Origin of the sequence: Pseudoalteromonas sp. SG45-5, assembly GCF_014164085.1 — a bacterium.
In the GTDB taxonomy this organism is placed as follows: Bacteria; Pseudomonadota; Gammaproteobacteria; order Enterobacterales; family Alteromonadaceae; genus Pseudoalteromonas; species Pseudoalteromonas aliena.
Genome location: NZ_JACJEM010000053.1, coordinates 15,921 through 32,692 on the forward strand (window position 1 = coordinate 15,921; position 16,772 = coordinate 32,692).

Below are 16,772 nucleotides of genomic sequence, written 5' to 3' on the forward strand. Positions count from 1 at the left end.
TAATAATTAACACTTACAAAATTAATTAAAAGTGAGCCAAATAGCGCCTTGCAGTGGTGTTAGCTTACAGGTAACATAGCCGCCTTTTTCATCATAGACGAGACATACATGAATTTTTCCTTAGGTCAGCGTTGGATCAGTGATACAGAGTCAGATTTAGGATTAGGCACCGTTGTTGCCATTGAAGGCCGTCAGGTCAGCATATTATTTCCTGCCAGTGGTGAGAGCCGTGTTTATTCTTCTGCAGAAGCACCTGTTACCCGTGTGGCATTTAATCCTGGCGATGTGATCAAAAGCGTTGAAGAATGGGAATTAGAAGTAGAGTCTATTGAAGTACAAGGCGAGTTACTGTGTTATCACGGCACCCGTGTTGATAACGGCGAAACAGCCAAGCTTAAAGAAACCTTTTTAGATCATTTTATTAAGTTTAATAAACCACAAGATCGTTTATTTGCAGGTCAAGTCGATCGTTTTGATCGCTATACACTTCGCTACCAAACGTGGTTACATAAATTTGAACGTGAACAATCGCCTATTAAAGGCTTAATTGGTCAGCGTGCTAATCTTATTCCGCACCAGCTTTATATTGCCCAAGAAGTGGGTAAACGTTTTGCACCTCGCGTACTTTTATCAGATGAAGTAGGCCTTGGTAAAACAATTGAAGCGGGCATGATTTTACATCAACAAATTATTAGTGGTCGTGCAAGCCGCGTACTTATTGTGGTTCCTGAAAACTTACAACACCAATGGTTAGTAGAAATGCTACGCCGCTTTAACTTACGTTTTTCTATTTTTGATGAAGAGCGCTGCGACGAAGCATTTGCTGACTCTCCAAACGTATTTGATACAGAGCAGCTAGTACTTACCAGTCTTGAGTTTTTAACCAAGAAAAAACGCTGGTTTGAACAAGCAACGCTTGCTGATTGGGATCTTTTAGTAATAGATGAAGCCCATCACCTAAGTATTAACAACGGTAAGCCAAGCTCAGAGTACCAACGTATGGCAGAGCTTAGCCAAGATATTCCGGGCCTTATTTTACTTACAGCAACACCTGATCAACTTGGTCACAGTAGTCACTTTGCGCGTTTACAATTACTCGATCCGGATCGTTTTTACGACTACGACGTGTTTAAAGAAGAAGAAGCAAATTATAAAGACGTAGCGCAAGCGGCAAATCAATTACTGCAAGAGCAAGCTCTGGACGACGCAGCCAAAGCCACGCTAATTGAGTTATTAAAAGAAACCGACATTACTGATATTCTTGAAAAAGCACAGCAAGGTGATTTACCAGCGCGTAAAGAAATACTTAACATGCTACTCGATCGCCACGGCACAGGTCGTATATTATTCAGAAATAGCCGCAGCGGCATTGACGGCTACCCAAGCCGTAAATTACACGCCTACCCAATGGCACTGCCAAAACAGTATAAAACGGCTATGTCGGTTCTTGGTAACATGGGCGGCATTCAAAACCCTGAACTAAGTGCACACCGTGCTCTGTTTCCTGAAAAAATATTCCAAGAGTTTGAAGGCGAAAGCGCAAGCTGGGGTTTATTCGATCCACGTGTAGATTGGTTAATCGACACCCTTAAAACACTTAAGCGCGAAAAAGTACTGCTTATATGTGCTAAAGCTGAAACAGCTATCAGCCTTGAGCAAATACTGCGTGAACGTGAAGCTATTAAAGCGTCGGTATTCCACGAAGGTATGTCTATTATTGAGCGTGACCGCGCTGCTGCATTTTTTGCAGATGAGTACGACAACGCACAAATATTACTGTGTTCAGAAATTGGCTCAGAAGGTCGTAATTTCCAGTTCTCGCATCACTTAGTGTTGTTTGATTTACCACTAAACCCAGACTTACTAGAGCAGCGTATTGGTCGATTAGACCGTATAGGTCAAACGCAAGATGTGAACATTCACGTGCCATATTTTGAAAACACCGCTCAAGAAGTATTACTACGATGGTATAACGAAGGCCTAGACGCATTCGAATCTACCTCGTCAACAGGCCAAATGCTTTATAAAGAGTTCCGTGATGATCTACTTGAATATATTTCTGCGCATAACTGCGATGAAGACGAACTCGATCCATTACTTGAGCAAGTAGCACAGCAAAATGCGGTACTGCGTAAAAAAATGGAAAGCGGACGAGATCGTTTACTAGAGCTACATTCATCGGGTCAAGGTGCTGCCGATTCACTTGTAGCTGATATCGAAAAACTCGATAACCAGTTTGAGTTGCCAAGCTACATGATCAACGTGTTTGATACATTTGGCGTAAGCCAAGAAGATAAAGGCGAAAACACCATTATCTTAAAGCCAACTGAGCATATGTTAAGCGCCTCATTCCCATCGCTTAAAGACGATGGCATGACGGTTACCTTTGATCGCGACACAGCTCTTTCGCAAGAAGACGTACACTTTATTAGTTGGGATCACCCAATGGTGCAAGGCACCATGGATATGATTTGTGACGACGACTTTGGTAGCGCATCGGTGGCTTTACTTAAAAACAAAAAGTTACCGCCTGGTACCTTTTTTGTTGAGCTTATTTTTGTTGCAGAAGCAATGGCACCAAAAGTATTGCAAGTTGGTCGCTTTTTACCGCCTACACCAATTCGTATATTGCTTGATAAAGCAGGCAATAACTTAGGTGAGAATGTGGCTTTTGAAGGCTTTAATCAGCAGCTATCAGCCGTTGGCCGCCAAACAGCCAGTAAACTTGCGGGAGCACTGCAAAGCGCTGTTCACCCTATGATCACAACCGCTAAAGATATGGCACAAGAAAAACTTGAAGTTATTCGTGCAGCGTCGCTTGTTAAAATGCAAACATCACTCAGTGAAGAGCAAGAGCGACTTGTTGCCCTTAAGCAAATTAACCCGAATATTCGCCAAGAAGAAATAACGTTTTACGATAAGCAACGCAACGACCTAACTACGTATATTGAAAAAACGCAGTTACAACTTGATGCAATTAGACTAATCGTGGTTTCACACTAAAGCTCCAGCTGTAAGCCACTAGCAAACGATTGCTAGTGGCTGTAAATTAAAAAAGCGCGATACTTATATCGCGCTTTTTATATCTAAAAATACGAAGGGTAAATAAATAGAACTGAGGTTTGTCACTTTAATCTTTAAAACTAAGCTGTCCATACTCATCTTGTATCTCCCCGACTAATTCACTAAAATAGCGCCCTTAAAAATCATTAAGGCAGGCTGTGTTAGTTAACTATAATCCCCCAATGAGCCCGTATTTAACAATACTTTTCCAAGACGACGACTTGCTCATCGTTAATAAACCCAGTGAGTTATTAACCGTCCCGGGTAAAGATCCTAAACACGCCGATTGTTTAATAAGCCGTGTTAATCGTGTTTTTCCAACTGCTAAAATAGTTCATCGTTTAGATATGGCAACATCAGGCATACTTTGCCTTGCTATGAATAAAGCAGCGCACAGGCATTTAAGTATGCAGTTTCAAGAACGCGAAACAGCTAAGCGTTATATTGCACGTGTATTTGGGCAGCTTGAGGCTGATACTGGCTCAGTGGATTTACCACTTATTTGTGATTGGCCTAATCGCCCTAAACAAATGGTTGATCACGAAAATGGTAAGCCATCACTTACGCATTTTAAAATACTTGAACGCGAAGCCGATGCTACCCGTGTAGAGCTAACGCCAATAACAGGGCGCTCACATCAGTTGCGTGTGCATATGCTAAGCCTTGGCCACCCTATTTTAGGTGATAGACTCTACGCCCATAAAGATGCGCTAGCGGCAGCGCCCCGCTTACAACTGCATGCACAAATGCTACAGCTAAAGCACCCAGTAACAGAGCAAGTACTTACATTTGAAGCAGAGCCTGAGTTTTAATAAGCTTTACTAATATTGATTATTAAATCATAACGCTAAACTTTTAGCGTGCAGCGCCGATATCTAATTAGTATCAATTATTTAGGTTTATTATGGTATTTGCACCGTTTTTTAAAAATACGCTGTTTAACGTATTGCTAAGCAGTACGTTATTTTTAAGCATGCAAGTATCTGCTGCTGAGCATATTGCTCCGCCAAGTCTATCAAGCATTGAAAACGGCGATATTGAACGTCTACTGCCTAATGATGAAATAAAATCGATACTTGCAGGCGACACCGAATTTTTAAGTTTATACAGTGAATACATGAGCGCCGACTTTAGAGGTATTGTGTTACTTATACCTGATTGGCAAACAGCTCCTACTAACAATGCGGGGATGAGTTTTTTACGTAAAGAGTTAAATAACTTAGGCTACACAACTTACGCGATGACCGTACCCGATATAGATTGGCAAGCCAGCAAGATAGCACCTCCAATCACACCTGAAACAGCCACCTCAATACCCGACACGACCGAAAATGCAGACAAACCTGCCGACATAAAAAAACAGCCTGAGCCTCATCATGTCGATGCAATAGAGAAAGTAACGAACGAAGTACTTGATAACTATAAAATAAATTTAATTGCTCGTTTTAATGCGCTATACCAAACTGCAATGGAGGAGCCTAGTAACATAGTGGTTATTGCGCAAGGCACCAGTGCAGGAGTGTTGCTAGAACACTATGCTGAATTTACAGATTTACAACTTAATGCATTTATTAGTTTAAGCAGCTATTTACCTAACACAAAGCGTAATAAAGATTTAAGCCAAACAACATCACTTGTTACGCCAGCCTTACTCGATATTTACTACGCTGATGACAACAATGAAATTTTAATGAATCTTAAAAATCGCCAACGCTGGGTTAACCGTAATGCTAAATTTGATTATCGACAACGAGCACTGTTTGGCTTGCGAGATCAACCAGAGCAACACGCACGTTTGACTAAAGAAATTGACGGTTTTCTACGCCGCCTTTTTTAAATACTCGTAAGCAGCCTGAATATCTTGGCTTTTTTTAACAGCCAGCTCCATCATGTGCTTTGGTAACCCTTGCGATACCAGTTTATCGGGATGGTGCTGCGCCATTAACTTACGATACGCTACTTTTATCTCACGTTCAGTAACACCATCATTAAGCCCTAGTAGCGCAAGTGCTTGTGCACGATCCATATTATTATTTGGTGGTACATGATGGCCAGAACCTTCACGATAGCTACTGCTTTGCCCTTGGCTTTGTTGCTGCTTGAAGCGTTGTTGATGCTGCCTAAAGTTAAACTCAGCTTGGTAGCGTTTTAGTACAAACGCAAAATGTGTTTTAGAAATACCTAGCTGCTTACTAACTTCATGAAGAAGTTGTTTTTCTTGCTCAGCTAATACCCCATCGGAAAATGCCATTTGAATTTGAATTTCTAAAAACAATTGCATCAAATCATGACGTTTAGCAAAACGCTCTTTAAAATCACTTACGGTTTCTTTGAGTGAAAAATCTACACCTTTACCCGATGAAAAAGCATATTGGGCCTCACGACGATCCTCCCCTTTCAAGCCCATTTCATCCATAAATAAATTGGCTGCTTTTATATGTACCTCACTAATTCGGCCATTCGATTTTGCGATGTGACCCATAACAGCAAAACAGCTCGAAAAGAATAACGCTTGACGCTCGTGTACATCGTCACCTTTAAATAAGCTTGAAAATCCACCTGCTTTATCAAAGTCACTTTTTAGGCTTTTATCAAATAAATGGCCTAAGTAAAGGCCAAGAATGGCTCCAAAAAATCGGCCAAACATAAAGCCAAAACAAAAACCGAGTATTTTTCCCCACATCTAAATAACTACCTTTTAGTAAATTTTATGTATTGGCTAGCGCTAAGCGCTCATTAAGTGCCATTAAACGCTCGGGTGTACCTATATCATCCCACTGACCAATATAGAGTTCGGTTGAGATTAAACGTTCACTTAATTTTTTACGCAATATTGGCCCAAGTGGACAGCTACCCAGTTCAATACCTTTAAAAAAGTCCGCTTGGTAACGACTAATACCTGAGAATGTATATTTTGGATTTTCGGGCGATAAATGGCTTAACGTAAAATCTCCCTCAGGGTTATGTGGTGGATTTTCTATTAATACTATATGCGCCTCACCTGGCTGTAAGTGCAACTGAGCAAGCGAGCTGACATCGTAATCGGTAAATACATCGCCATTAATAACAATAAATGAATCCCCCAGTAATGGTAGCGCTTGAATAATGCCACCTGCAGTTTCAAGCCCTCCCTTAATTTCTTGGCTGTACTCTATGCTTACACCAAATTGGCTACCATCTTTAAAGTAATCTTTAATTTTATCACCTTGCCACGCGAGATTTATTACAATATCGCTAATACCAGCGGCTTTTAAACTATTAATGTGGTGCTCAATCAGCGGTTTTCCAGCAACTTTTAGCATAGGCTTTGGCATGTTTTGGGTGAGTGGCATCATGCGTTGTCCGCGCCCTGCGGCTAGAATCATCGCTTTCATTTGCGCTCCTTTGCTAACTTTCCAATCACTTTTGGCACTATGCTATTTTTAGTCCAATCACTCAACGCTTTAAGCTCGGGATAATTAGCCGCTACCTCAATGATGTAATCAAGAGTAGGTAAAATATTGTCTAAATAGCCGGCCTTACCATCGCGTAAATATAATCGACAAAAAATACCTGCCGCTTTTAGATGACGTTGCAGGCCTGTTAAATCAAACCAATATTTAAACTCATTAAATGAAGTGTTAGCCACTAAGTTTTGACGAGTAAACTCACCGTAACCAAATTCAAGTAAAATTGTTAGCTCATCTTTTGGTAATTTAAAGTAACAATCGCGTAGTAGCGATACGAGATCATAGCAAAGCGGACCGCGAACTGTATCTTGATAATCTATAATTGCCCATTGACCATCGCTATTCATTATATTGCGACTATGGTAGTCGCGATGCATTGTTACCGTAGGTTGAGCTAACATGACCTCAGTTAAAAGCTTGCAGCTTGCTTGCCACATTGTTTGCAGTTGGGTATTTGACTCTAAGGTTGATTCAAGATCTATAAAATCATTAACTAACCATTGTTTAAATATATCTAATTCAAGCGTAATAAAATCTTTATTATAAGCTTGCATATATGGCGATGCCGGTGTTTTTGCCCACTGCGCACTTAACGTAATTAACTGTTGATAATACGTGACCCTATTTACATCATCGAGCATATCGGCCAAATGTGTACACCCTAAATCACTCAATATAAAAAAGCCCTGTGTTTCATCACTGGCTATAATACGAGGTAATAAAAAGCCGTGTTCAGTAAATACAGGATTGAGCAGTATATAAGGAGTGTTATTCACTTTTTGTGGATCTGAGTCCATCACTATAAAGCGTTCATTAGCATAATTTAAACGATAATAACGCCTAAAACTCGCATCGGCCGTAATAGCCGTTAAGGTAGCTACCTGAGTATTAAAGTGTGTGTTTATAAATTGTTGTAAATTTTTAAAGCGTGTCATTTTATAAGATATCTACTTTTCACTAAGTTAATTAGGTCAATTACTGTATTTGCCATTATTTTCCTTTATTATGTCTAGCCTAAATAAAATAAAAAACATTGAGGTCTATAAATGAGCAAAACCTGGGGCATATTGATGCTAAGCGTTCTTAGCGCACCATCGCTTGCCGAAACTGAATTTGCGCACAAATTTTGTGGCACTTCAATGCAAACCAGAGCTTGGCAACCGCTTCTAGGTCTCAAACTTGGTACCGTTGACATTAAAGCTGATGATGTAGAGCTCTTGGGCACCCAAAGCGCTGAGTTTACCGGCAATGTTGATATTAACACCGTTAAGATGAGTTTGTCCGCACAAACTGCCCTGATAGACAAGCAACGCGGTTTATTAAATGCAACAGGCCCAATTACTTACCGAGATGCCATTAGCCAAATAAGTAGTACGGGCTTAAACGCTGACCTAAATAATTCAGAAGTTAGTTTGCTTGGTGCAGACTACAGCTTAACTGAGCAACAAGGTAAAGGCGGTGCTGAAAAGCTATCAATTAATGAGTCTGGCTTAATGCTCATGAATGCAAGCTTTACTGCTTGCCCTGGCGAAACCCCTGCATGGGAAATCGAAGCGGACGAAATTAATTTATCGCGCGAGGAAGGCTGGGGCGAAACACATAACGCTATATTACGAATTCTTGATACACCCGTTTTGTATTTGCCATATTTTACTTTCCCGCTTGATGAGCGCCGCAAATCGGGCTTGCTTACACCAAACATCTCAAGTTCGGATAAATATGGACTTGAAACAATAACGCCATATTACTGGAATATTGCACCTAATTTAGATGCCACCATTACGCCACGCTACATGTCGCGCAAAGGCCTGCAACTACAAACAGAGTTTAGATACTTAACAGAGCAGCACGAAGGCTTAGTCGGTATAGAGTACTTAAACAAAGATGACTCTGAACCCGATCTTGGTGAACGTTATATGTTTCATTGGCAACAAAGAAGCTATATAGGTGAAAATTGGCGCGCCAACGTTGATATCAGTAACGTGAGCGATGATAACTATATTACTGATCTAAAATCTAACTACGCCAGTAAAACTGACACTCAATTATATCGTACAGGTTCATTAACCCATCTCGGCGAGACGTGGCGTACAGATATTAAAGTACAAAACTTTGAAGTACTAGGTGATCATTTAAAGTCATATACCGCAATACCGCAAATTAACTTTACGCAAACAGCACCGTGGCGCGTTGATAATTTTGATTTAAGCATCGCTGGTGAAATAAGCCATTTTACGAATGACTCAGCGGTTATTGATCAAGCAACACGTGTTCATATTGAACCTAAAGCACGCTTTGATTATAAAGAGCATGCATGGTCTTTTTTGTCTGAAATAAGTTTATTGCAAACAAACTATAAGCAACACGGTGATTTAGAAGGAACACAATATCGCGAAAGCATATCTCGAACAATTCCAAAAGTTCGCTTATATTCTCAACTCAATTTTGAGCGTGATACATCCTATTTTATTGAAGATGGTATTCAAACCCTAGAGCCACAAATTCAATATTTGTATACAACCAATAAAGATCAATCTGATATAGGCTTGTTTGATACCACTAAACTACAAGACGATTACTACGGTTTATTTAGAGACGTTCGCTTTTCGGGTGTTGACCGCATTGCTGCTGCCAATCAATTCACTCTTGGTGCAACAACGCGCTTGTTCGATAAAAAACAAGAAGAGGTATTTAACTTTAGTGCCGGACAAATATTTTATTTAAGTGATTCAGCTAAGCCGACAGAGCAAGGGCTAGCCTCTGGTACTAATTACAATGCATTATTTGCGGCACAAACCATGTTACATTGGCATCGCCGTTGGTACTTCTCTGGCGGTATTCAATATGATACCGATAGTAAACAGATGATCCAATCAAATGCGACCTTAGATTATAAAGGTGACAATAATCAACTAGTACAATTGAACCATCGCTATGCAAATGATGTCTCAGGAAATACAATTGAACAAGCAGGCGTTTTTACAAGCATTCCAATTAGTGACGAATGGAAGTTTATTGCAAGCTATCATCGTGACCTCGATAATAATAGAAGTGTTGAAATATTGAGTGGCTTGCAGTATGAATCATGCTGTTGGGCATTCCAAATTACTGGCCATCGTCAAATTGAAACAGATTTGAACCAGTCAATAGGACAAGAGCAGGCAACTTTTGATTCAAGCATTCGTTTGAATTTTGTATTAAAAGGGCTTGGTAGTAAAAACAGTTACGATGCACAAAAATTATTACAGCAAGGTATTTTTGGTTATCGTAGACCGTATTTTCTTAATAACTAGTATCACAATAGTACTATTAGCAAGAGTAGTAAAAAGAATATGAATTTAAAAAAATTATTAACATCAGCAGTTTTAAGTGTCAGCCTTTGCCAAAGTGCAGTAGCAGCTCCGGTAGAGATTGATAAGGTCGTAGGCGTTGTAAACGAAGGGGTTATTTTAAAAAGCGAAGTTGACACCATTATAAATCGTGTTAAAAAGCAAGCCAAAGAGCAAAATCAACAACTGCCTAAAGACGAAACACTTCGTGTACAAGCAATAGAGCGTTTAGTAAGTCAAACACTAATGATGCAAATGGCCGATCGTATGGGCCTAGAAATATCTGATAGCCAACTTGATCAAACATTAGCAAGCATGGCTAAAGATCAAGGCGGAAGCATTGCCGATTTACGTCGCACTATTGAAGACTCAGGCGAGAGCTTTCAAGCATACCGAGAAGAAATACGCAGAGAAATTACAACGCAACAAGTAACGCGAGCAAATGTAGATCGTCGCATTTACATTAGCGAGCAAGAAGTTGATAATCTCTTAAAAATTATGGAGAGCCAAGGTCAAAATACTGAAGAGTATGATATTGGTCATATCCTTATTGATATTCCTAACAATGCAAGCGCTGATGAAATCGCTGATGCTAAGGTTCGTGCAGATAAAGTCATTGAGTTTTTGCAAGACGGCCAAGAATTTAAACGTATTGCAATTTCTTCATCTAGTGGTTCAAAAGCACTTGAAGGCGGACAACTTGGTTGGATGGGCATCAATGAGATGCCGTCATTATTTGCGGAAGCAGTAAAGGGCCAAAAAAGCGGCGCTATTATCGGTCCACTTCGTTCTGGTGCTGGCTTTCATATTATTAAAGTTCAAGAAATTCGTGGGCGTCAAGTTGTTGAAACAACGGAAGTTAAATCTCGACACATACTGATTAAACCATCAATTATTTTAAGTGAAGAAAAAGCACGTAATATGCTTATTGGTTTTGCCAAAGAGTTGCGCGCAGGCACAGCAGATTTTGCCGAATTAGCTAAAGAGCATTCTGAAGATCCAGGTTCAGCACTTAAAGGTGGTGAATACGACTGGACCGATCCAACGACATACGTTCCAGCATTTAAAGATGCTCTACTTTCACTCAACCAAGATGAAATTAGCGAACCATTTAGAACCCAATACGGTTGGCATATAGTTCAACTATTAGGTAAACGTGTGGCTGATAAAACAGACTTAGCTAAACGTAATCGTGCACACGGCATGCTATTTAACCGTAAATTTAAGGAAGAAAGTTTTAATTGGCAGCAAGAAATGCGCGAGCAAGCTTACGTAAACATTCTTCCTACAGACGAGTAAATATGACTTTACGAATTGCCATTACTCCAGGTGAGCCTGCTGGTATCGGCCCAGACTTGCTACTCACGCTTGCTCAGCAAGCGTGGGATGCACAGCTTGTTGTTATTGCCGATAGCAAATTACTCAAAGAACGCGCAAAACACCTTGGTTTATCTATTAATTTAATTAAATTTGATGAGAATAAGCCAGCATTACCCGCTCCAGCAGGCAGTGTATACATAGATCAAGTCGATTTAGCTGCTAAGGTAGAGCTTGGTGTACTGAACGATGCAAATGGTCAATATGTATTAGATACTTTGCGCATAGCAAGTGAAAAAAATATGAATGGCACATACGATGCTGTTGTTACTGGGCCTGTGCATAAAGGCATTATTAACAAAGCAGGCATCTCGTTTAGCGGCCATACAGAGTACTTTGCACAGCAATCAAATACCGCTGATGTGGTGATGATGTTAGCAACTGAAGGACTTAGGGTTGCACTCGTAACAACTCATATACCGCTTGCTTACGTATCACGTGCGATTACCGAAGATAGGTTAATCAAAGTTGCTGGGATTTTAAATCACGACTTACAAACTAAGTTTGGTATCGACAAACCTCGAATATTAGTGTGTGGATTAAACCCACATGCAGGAGAAGATGGCCACCTTGGCCGTGAAGAAATAGAAACGATTACTCCTACACTCGAAATACTGAGAAGCCAAGGAATGAATCTAATTGGCCCTTTACCTGCCGACACCCTGTTTCAAGATAAATATTTATCGCAAGCAGATGCCGTACTTGCTATGTATCACGATCAGGGTTTACCTGTGCTAAAATACAAAGGATTTGGTAAATCGGTGAATATTACACTCGGCTTACCATTTATTCGCACCTCAGTTGATCATGGTACTGCGCTAGATTTAGCCGGTGCAGGTACAGCTGATGTTGGCAGTTTTGAATTAGCGATCCGCGAAGCAATTAAGCTCGCCCAAGAAAAAGCACAAATCAATGACCGATAAAGTACATTTAGGACACCGCGCCCGTAAACGTTTTGGGCAAAACTTTTTATTCGACGAAATGATTATCGATAAAATAGTCTCTGCTATCGATCCTAAACCAGAAGACAACTTAGTAGAGATTGGACCTGGCCTTGGCGCAATTACAGAACCTGTTGCTGAGCTAAGTGGCCACCTAACGGTTGTTGAATTAGATAAAGATTTAGCGCAACGTTTAATTGAACACCCTTTTTTAGGTCCTAAGCTAACAGTAAACCAAGGCGATGCAATGACGTTTGACTTTGCAAGCTTAGTTAGAGATGACAAAAAATTAAAAGTGTTTGGTAACTTACCTTATAATATTTCAACACCATTATTGTTCCACCTTTTTGAGTTTGCTGACAATATTGAACACATGCACTTTATGCTACAAAAAGAAGTAGTAAAACGTATGGTCGCAGGCCCTGGCAGCAAAACGTTTGGTCGCCTAAGCGTGATGACTCAATATTACTGTAACGCAATGCCAGTGATAGAAGTTCCACCAGAGTGTTTTAAACCTGCACCTAAGGTAGATTCGGCTGTAATTCGCCTAATACCTAAGAAACCAGAACAACGCACTGCAAAAAGCGTTAAAATTTTAAATACGGTTTGTCTAGAAGCCTTTAACCAACGTCGTAAAACATTACGAAATAGTTTAGGTAACCTACTAACCGCTGAAGAGCTTACCAGCATTGGAATAGATGTAACATTACGTGCTGAACGCTTATCTTTACAACAATTTATTGATATAGCTAACTGGATTTATGACAACAAGCAGTAATATTGGATCACCTGTAAAAGTATCGGTAGAAACATTTTACGTAGAAGGCCAATCACAACCTGAAATTGAAAAATACGTATTTGCTTATTCGGTAACAATTAGAAATCACAGCCTTTGTAGTGCTAAATTACTCAGTCGATACTGGTTGATAACAGATGCAAATGGTAAAGAAATTGAAGTTGAGGGCGAAGGAGTTGTGGGTGAAATGCCCACAATTGGGCCTGGGGAAAGTTACAAATACACGAGCGGTGCTATACTCGATACGCCAGTAGGTACAATGCAAGGGCATTATACTTTGCGCAACGAATTTGGTTCTGAGTTCCAAGCCCCTATTAACGTGTTTCGTTTAGCATGCCCTAATATTTTACATTAAGTAATGGCTATATCTGATGGCTGATTATGCGATAGGTGATTTACAAGGTTGCTTTAATGAGTTTAATGCCTTACTACAGCAAGTTGACTTTAACCCCAGCAAAGATCATCTTTATTTGGTGGGCGATATAATAGCACGAGGGCCAGACTCCCTAGCTTGCTTAGATTATATTTATAAGCACCAAAATAGCGTAACCATCACTCTTGGCAATCATGATCTGCACATGATTGCCTGCCATTATCTTAATAAATCCGCCAACCCAAAAGATAAACTCGCTCCAATATTTGATAGCAATAAACTACAGCGCTATGTTAGTTATTTGCAAACTCAACCACTTGCATTATATTTAGAAAAACATAATAGTTTTATATCTCATGCTGGACTCAATCCTGACTGGTCAGTTAAGCAAGCATTAAAACACGCGCAATTTGCACAGACCTGTTATCAATCAAATAACGCTAAAATGTTTTTCAAACTGATGTATCAACCTCATCCTATAGCGTGGTCAAGCGCTCTCGATGAATTTGAAAAGTTTCGATACATAATTAACTATTTCACTCGGATGCGCTTTTTAACACACGAGAATAAGTTAGAACTTAATGCAAAAGGCACAATAACTCAGAGTAACACTTTAAATCCTTGGTTTTGTCATCCAAATATTTACAATGCAAAACACGACATTGTTTTTGGTCACTGGGCTGCTCTTAAAGGTGAAACGGGTTACAAGCACGTACATGCTTTGGATACAGGCTGTGTATGGGGTAACAGCATGACCTTAATGGAATTCGCGAATAAAAAAAGAATTACCGAAAAATCTCATCTTTTGTCTAAATAAACTGAAAAAAAACTGTACATCTGTTAGGTTTGTAGACTAAGAGTTAAAATATAATTAAATATATTGTTGTTAATTACTTAACTTATCAGCATAAATGCCGATAAGTTTTAAATGAAGTACTTTTGAGTGGAAATCCATATGAATCTAACTGTAAGGCAACGTATCTGGGGTGGTTTTATATTCATCACACTTTTACTTTTAATAATTGGTGGCAACTCTCTAATAAAAATAGCCAATATTGACCGTTCTACTCAAAAAGTGAACCTCTTATCGCTTCCTGCATTGAACAAGAGTTCTGAGCTACAAGCCGAATTTATCTTAATGAGTAAAGCTGCCCAAGCTAGCTTTTATACCTCGTCAGCAAGTGAGCTGGAGCCAATAAAAAAACGTGTACTAGAACAAAAAAAGTTATTCGATACGCTTCATAGCGAACTACAGGCTGTTGTTAAAGAAGATCCCGAACTAAGTCAAAACAGCCAAAATGTAGAAAAAACATATTTAAGCTTTTTAGGCACTGTTGAGAACTTAATAGCAGACAAAGCAAAGCAACTCGCGCTAAATAAAACATTAAAAGCGCAGCTTGAAAAAATAGAGCTTAATGCTGAAGACGCAAACTCTTTGGTTCTTGATATCATTGATATTGATGGATTAGAAGAAAATCACCCTCGCGCATTTCAAGCCGCTAATAATTTAGAAAACAACTTTATGTCAGTTGTAAGTAACAGTACAGATATGCTGACTGTTAAAACACTTAACACACTCGACATTGTTAAAAATGAGCAAACTTATTATCTAGATGAAGTGATACGCACAGTCGCTTTAATCAAGCCAGCTATAGAGCAAAGCCATAGTGATTTATTTGGTAGCCTTAAAGGGTTTGTTGATACTTTAGAAAACAACATCAAAGGCAGCAATAGTTTGGCTGCAAATAAAAAGCGGTTAATTGATGCGATTACGCTTACAGAAAAAGAACTTGCGCAATCTGAAGAAGCAACAAAAATGGCACTAAATCAAATTGATGAATTAGTTAACCGCGCTAGTGACGAAGCATTTAAGCTTCAAGAAGGGGTTCGTGATGATGTTGACTCTGCCAATTTATGGACATGGGTTGGTATGATCATTGCGACTATTCTTGCTATTCTTATTGCAGTTATTACCGTAAGCAGAATTACCAAACCGCTTGCAGAGGTTAATCGAATTTTAGATATTGTTGCCAGTGGTGACATGACACAGCGATTAGATGACAGTGCTAAAGATGAATTTGGCGAACTATCGAAAAGTTGCAATACACTAATAGATAGCTTGCGTAGCTTGATTAAAGGTATTATTTCTCGCTCAACTCAACTTGCTGCTGCATCTGAGCAGACATCTGCAATTACAGCGGAATCAAGCCAAGCAATTCGTAATCAACAGGCTCAGGTTGAGCAAGCTGCAACGGCAACAACTGAAATGAGTAGTACATCGCAAACAGTTAGCAATAGTGCGCAGCAAGCCCTAAGTGAAATTAAAAATGCCGATAAAGAAGCTGAACGCGTTAAAGGCATTTCTAATAATAATAAATCAACTATTGAGCAATTAGCTCGTGAAGTTGATGATGCCTCCCAGGTTATTAATAAACTACATCAAGACAGTGCATCAATTGGCAGTATACTAGATGTAATACGTGGTATTGCAGATCAAACTAACTTGCTTGCACTAAATGCTGCGATTGAAGCAGCTCGTGCTGGTGAGTATGGCAGAGGCTTTGCCGTTGTAGCTGACGAGGTGCGCTCTTTAGCAAGTAAAACACAAGAATCTACACAAGAGATACAATCAATGATTGAATCACTGCAGACTGGCGCAGAAGCGGCCGTAACGGCAATGGGCAAAGGTAAGCAGCGTGCCGTATCGTGTGTTGAACAATCTGATCTTGCAAGCACTGCTCTTGACTCAATCACATTTGCTGTATCACAAGCTCACGATGTCAGTGAAGAAATCTCCACTGCCGCGCTTGAGCAGCAGCAAGTAGCCCAAGAAATTAGCGAGCGCCTTGAATCAATTGTAGCTATTGCAGAACAAACAGCTGAAGGTGCAAGTCAAACTAACATTTCGAGCTCTGAAGTTGCGAAACTGGCTGAAGAATTACGCTTATCTGTAGATGCTTTCAAAGTGTAAATTTGAACTTATAATTTAATAAAAAGCCGTATTTAATAACTTAAATACGGCTTTTTTATTTAGATCACTATATTTAAATAACCTGAGCTCTGGTTAAGAGATTTACTAACGTATTGAATCATGGTGATATTTAAGTTTATTTTCTCTAGCCAGAGATTTTCAGTGAAAACAAGGCGAATTTACGCGTCAATAGCGGGTCTATTGCAAGTAAATTCAACGCAGTTAGCGCTGAAAATAGCTGCTCGAGATAGATTTATTATCCAGAGTTCAGGTTAATTATTTATATTCATTGCGGGGGCTATTTTAGTGAGGTTAACAAGTAGTTGAATCAGGTCTATTGTTGAAATGCTAATACCAAACTGCATAAATCTTTGATCAATTTAACGAATTAAATTGCACTATAACGTCGTTAAAAATTTTTTATTTAGAACAACTAGATACAAAAATTTTTGCCTAGTTCTAGCGTAATTTTC

Annotated in this window: 13 protein-coding genes; 10 read left to right on the top strand and 3 right to left on the bottom strand. The window is 39.5% G+C overall.

Annotated features, from left to right (window positions below):
• Positions 1–108: 108 nt before the first annotated feature.
• The 3 genes from rapA (at position 109) to H5119_RS16005 (ending at position 4,900) form a co-directional block, all read left to right on the top strand.
• On the top strand, positions 109–3,003 hold the full coding sequence (gene rapA, locus H5119_RS15995) for an RNA polymerase-associated protein RapA (RefSeq protein WP_182702935.1): 2,895 nt from the start codon (positions 109–111) through the stop codon (positions 3,001–3,003).
• 218 nt (positions 3,004–3,221) lie between these two features.
• A complete protein-coding gene (gene rluA / locus H5119_RS16000) occupies positions 3,222–3,875 on the top strand; it encodes a bifunctional tRNA pseudouridine(32) synthase/23S rRNA pseudouridine(746) synthase RluA (RefSeq protein ID WP_077536931.1) in 654 nt (217 codons plus the stop codon).
• 92 nt (positions 3,876–3,967) lie between these two features.
• The gene (locus H5119_RS16005) at positions 3,968–4,900 is read left to right on the top strand and encodes a DUF3530 family protein (protein ID WP_182702936.1); all 933 of its coding nucleotides are present in this window, start codon (positions 3,968–3,970) and stop codon (positions 4,898–4,900) included.
• On the opposite strand, the gene djlA is transcribed toward H5119_RS16005, so the two are convergent.
• Genes djlA through H5119_RS16020 form a run of 3 tightly spaced genes read right to left on the bottom strand, consistent with a single transcriptional unit; the run spans position 4,883 to position 7,447 of the window.
• Positions 4,883–5,746, bottom strand: coding sequence for a co-chaperone DjlA (gene djlA / locus H5119_RS16010; RefSeq protein ID WP_182702937.1), 864 nt, complete (start codon positions 5,744–5,746; stop codon positions 4,883–4,885). The two genes, H5119_RS16005 and djlA, sit on opposite strands and share 18 nt — an antisense overlap.
• Before the next feature lie 25 nt (positions 5,747–5,771).
• Positions 5,772–6,437 carry an N-acetylmuramate alpha-1-phosphate uridylyltransferase MurU gene (murU, locus tag H5119_RS16015; protein ID WP_182702938.1) on the bottom strand — a complete coding sequence of 222 codons (666 nt, stop codon included), beginning with the start codon at positions 6,435–6,437 and terminating at the stop codon, positions 5,772–5,774.
• The gene (locus tag H5119_RS16020) at positions 6,434–7,447 is read right to left on the bottom strand and encodes an aminoglycoside phosphotransferase family protein (RefSeq protein ID WP_182702939.1); all 1,014 of its coding nucleotides are present in this window, start codon (positions 7,445–7,447) and stop codon (positions 6,434–6,436) included. The genes murU and H5119_RS16020 overlap by 4 nt, the downstream gene beginning before the upstream one ends.
• Before the next feature lie 111 nt (positions 7,448–7,558).
• Between H5119_RS16020 and lptD the strand changes: the two genes are divergently transcribed.
• From lptD to H5119_RS16055, 7 genes are all read left to right on the top strand, one after another.
• On the top strand, positions 7,559–9,805 hold the full coding sequence (gene lptD / locus H5119_RS16025; protein ID WP_182702940.1) for an LPS assembly protein LptD: 2,247 nt from the start codon (positions 7,559–7,561) through the stop codon (positions 9,803–9,805).
• Between the two features lie 39 nt (positions 9,806–9,844).
• Positions 9,845–11,140, top strand: a complete 1,296-nt coding sequence (gene surA, locus H5119_RS16030) for a peptidylprolyl isomerase SurA (RefSeq protein WP_182702941.1) — start codon at positions 9,845–9,847, stop codon at positions 11,138–11,140.
• A 2-nt stretch (positions 11,141–11,142) separates the two neighbouring features.
• Positions 11,143–12,141 (top strand): 4-hydroxythreonine-4-phosphate dehydrogenase PdxA, encoded by a 999-nt coding sequence (pdxA, locus tag H5119_RS16035; protein ID WP_077536924.1) that lies wholly within the window; start codon positions 11,143–11,145, stop codon positions 12,139–12,141.
• Positions 12,131–12,937, top strand: a complete 807-nt coding sequence (rsmA, locus tag H5119_RS16040) for a 16S rRNA (adenine(1518)-N(6)/adenine(1519)-N(6))-dimethyltransferase RsmA (protein WP_077536923.1) — start codon at positions 12,131–12,133, stop codon at positions 12,935–12,937. Before pdxA ends, rsmA begins: the two co-directional genes overlap by 11 nt.
• Positions 12,921–13,310 (top strand): Co2+/Mg2+ efflux protein ApaG, encoded by a 390-nt coding sequence (gene apaG, locus H5119_RS16045; protein ID WP_138583877.1) that lies wholly within the window; start codon positions 12,921–12,923, stop codon positions 13,308–13,310. The genes rsmA and apaG overlap by 17 nt, the downstream gene beginning before the upstream one ends.
• Positions 13,311–13,326: 16 nt before the next feature.
• Positions 13,327–14,145 (top strand): symmetrical bis(5'-nucleosyl)-tetraphosphatase, encoded by an 819-nt coding sequence (locus H5119_RS16050; RefSeq protein ID WP_182702942.1) that lies wholly within the window; start codon positions 13,327–13,329, stop codon positions 14,143–14,145.
• A gap of 138 nt (positions 14,146–14,283) precedes the next feature.
• Positions 14,284–16,299, top strand: a complete 2,016-nt coding sequence (locus H5119_RS16055; protein WP_182702943.1) for a methyl-accepting chemotaxis protein — start codon at positions 14,284–14,286, stop codon at positions 16,297–16,299.
• Positions 16,300–16,772: the final 473 nt, after the last annotated feature.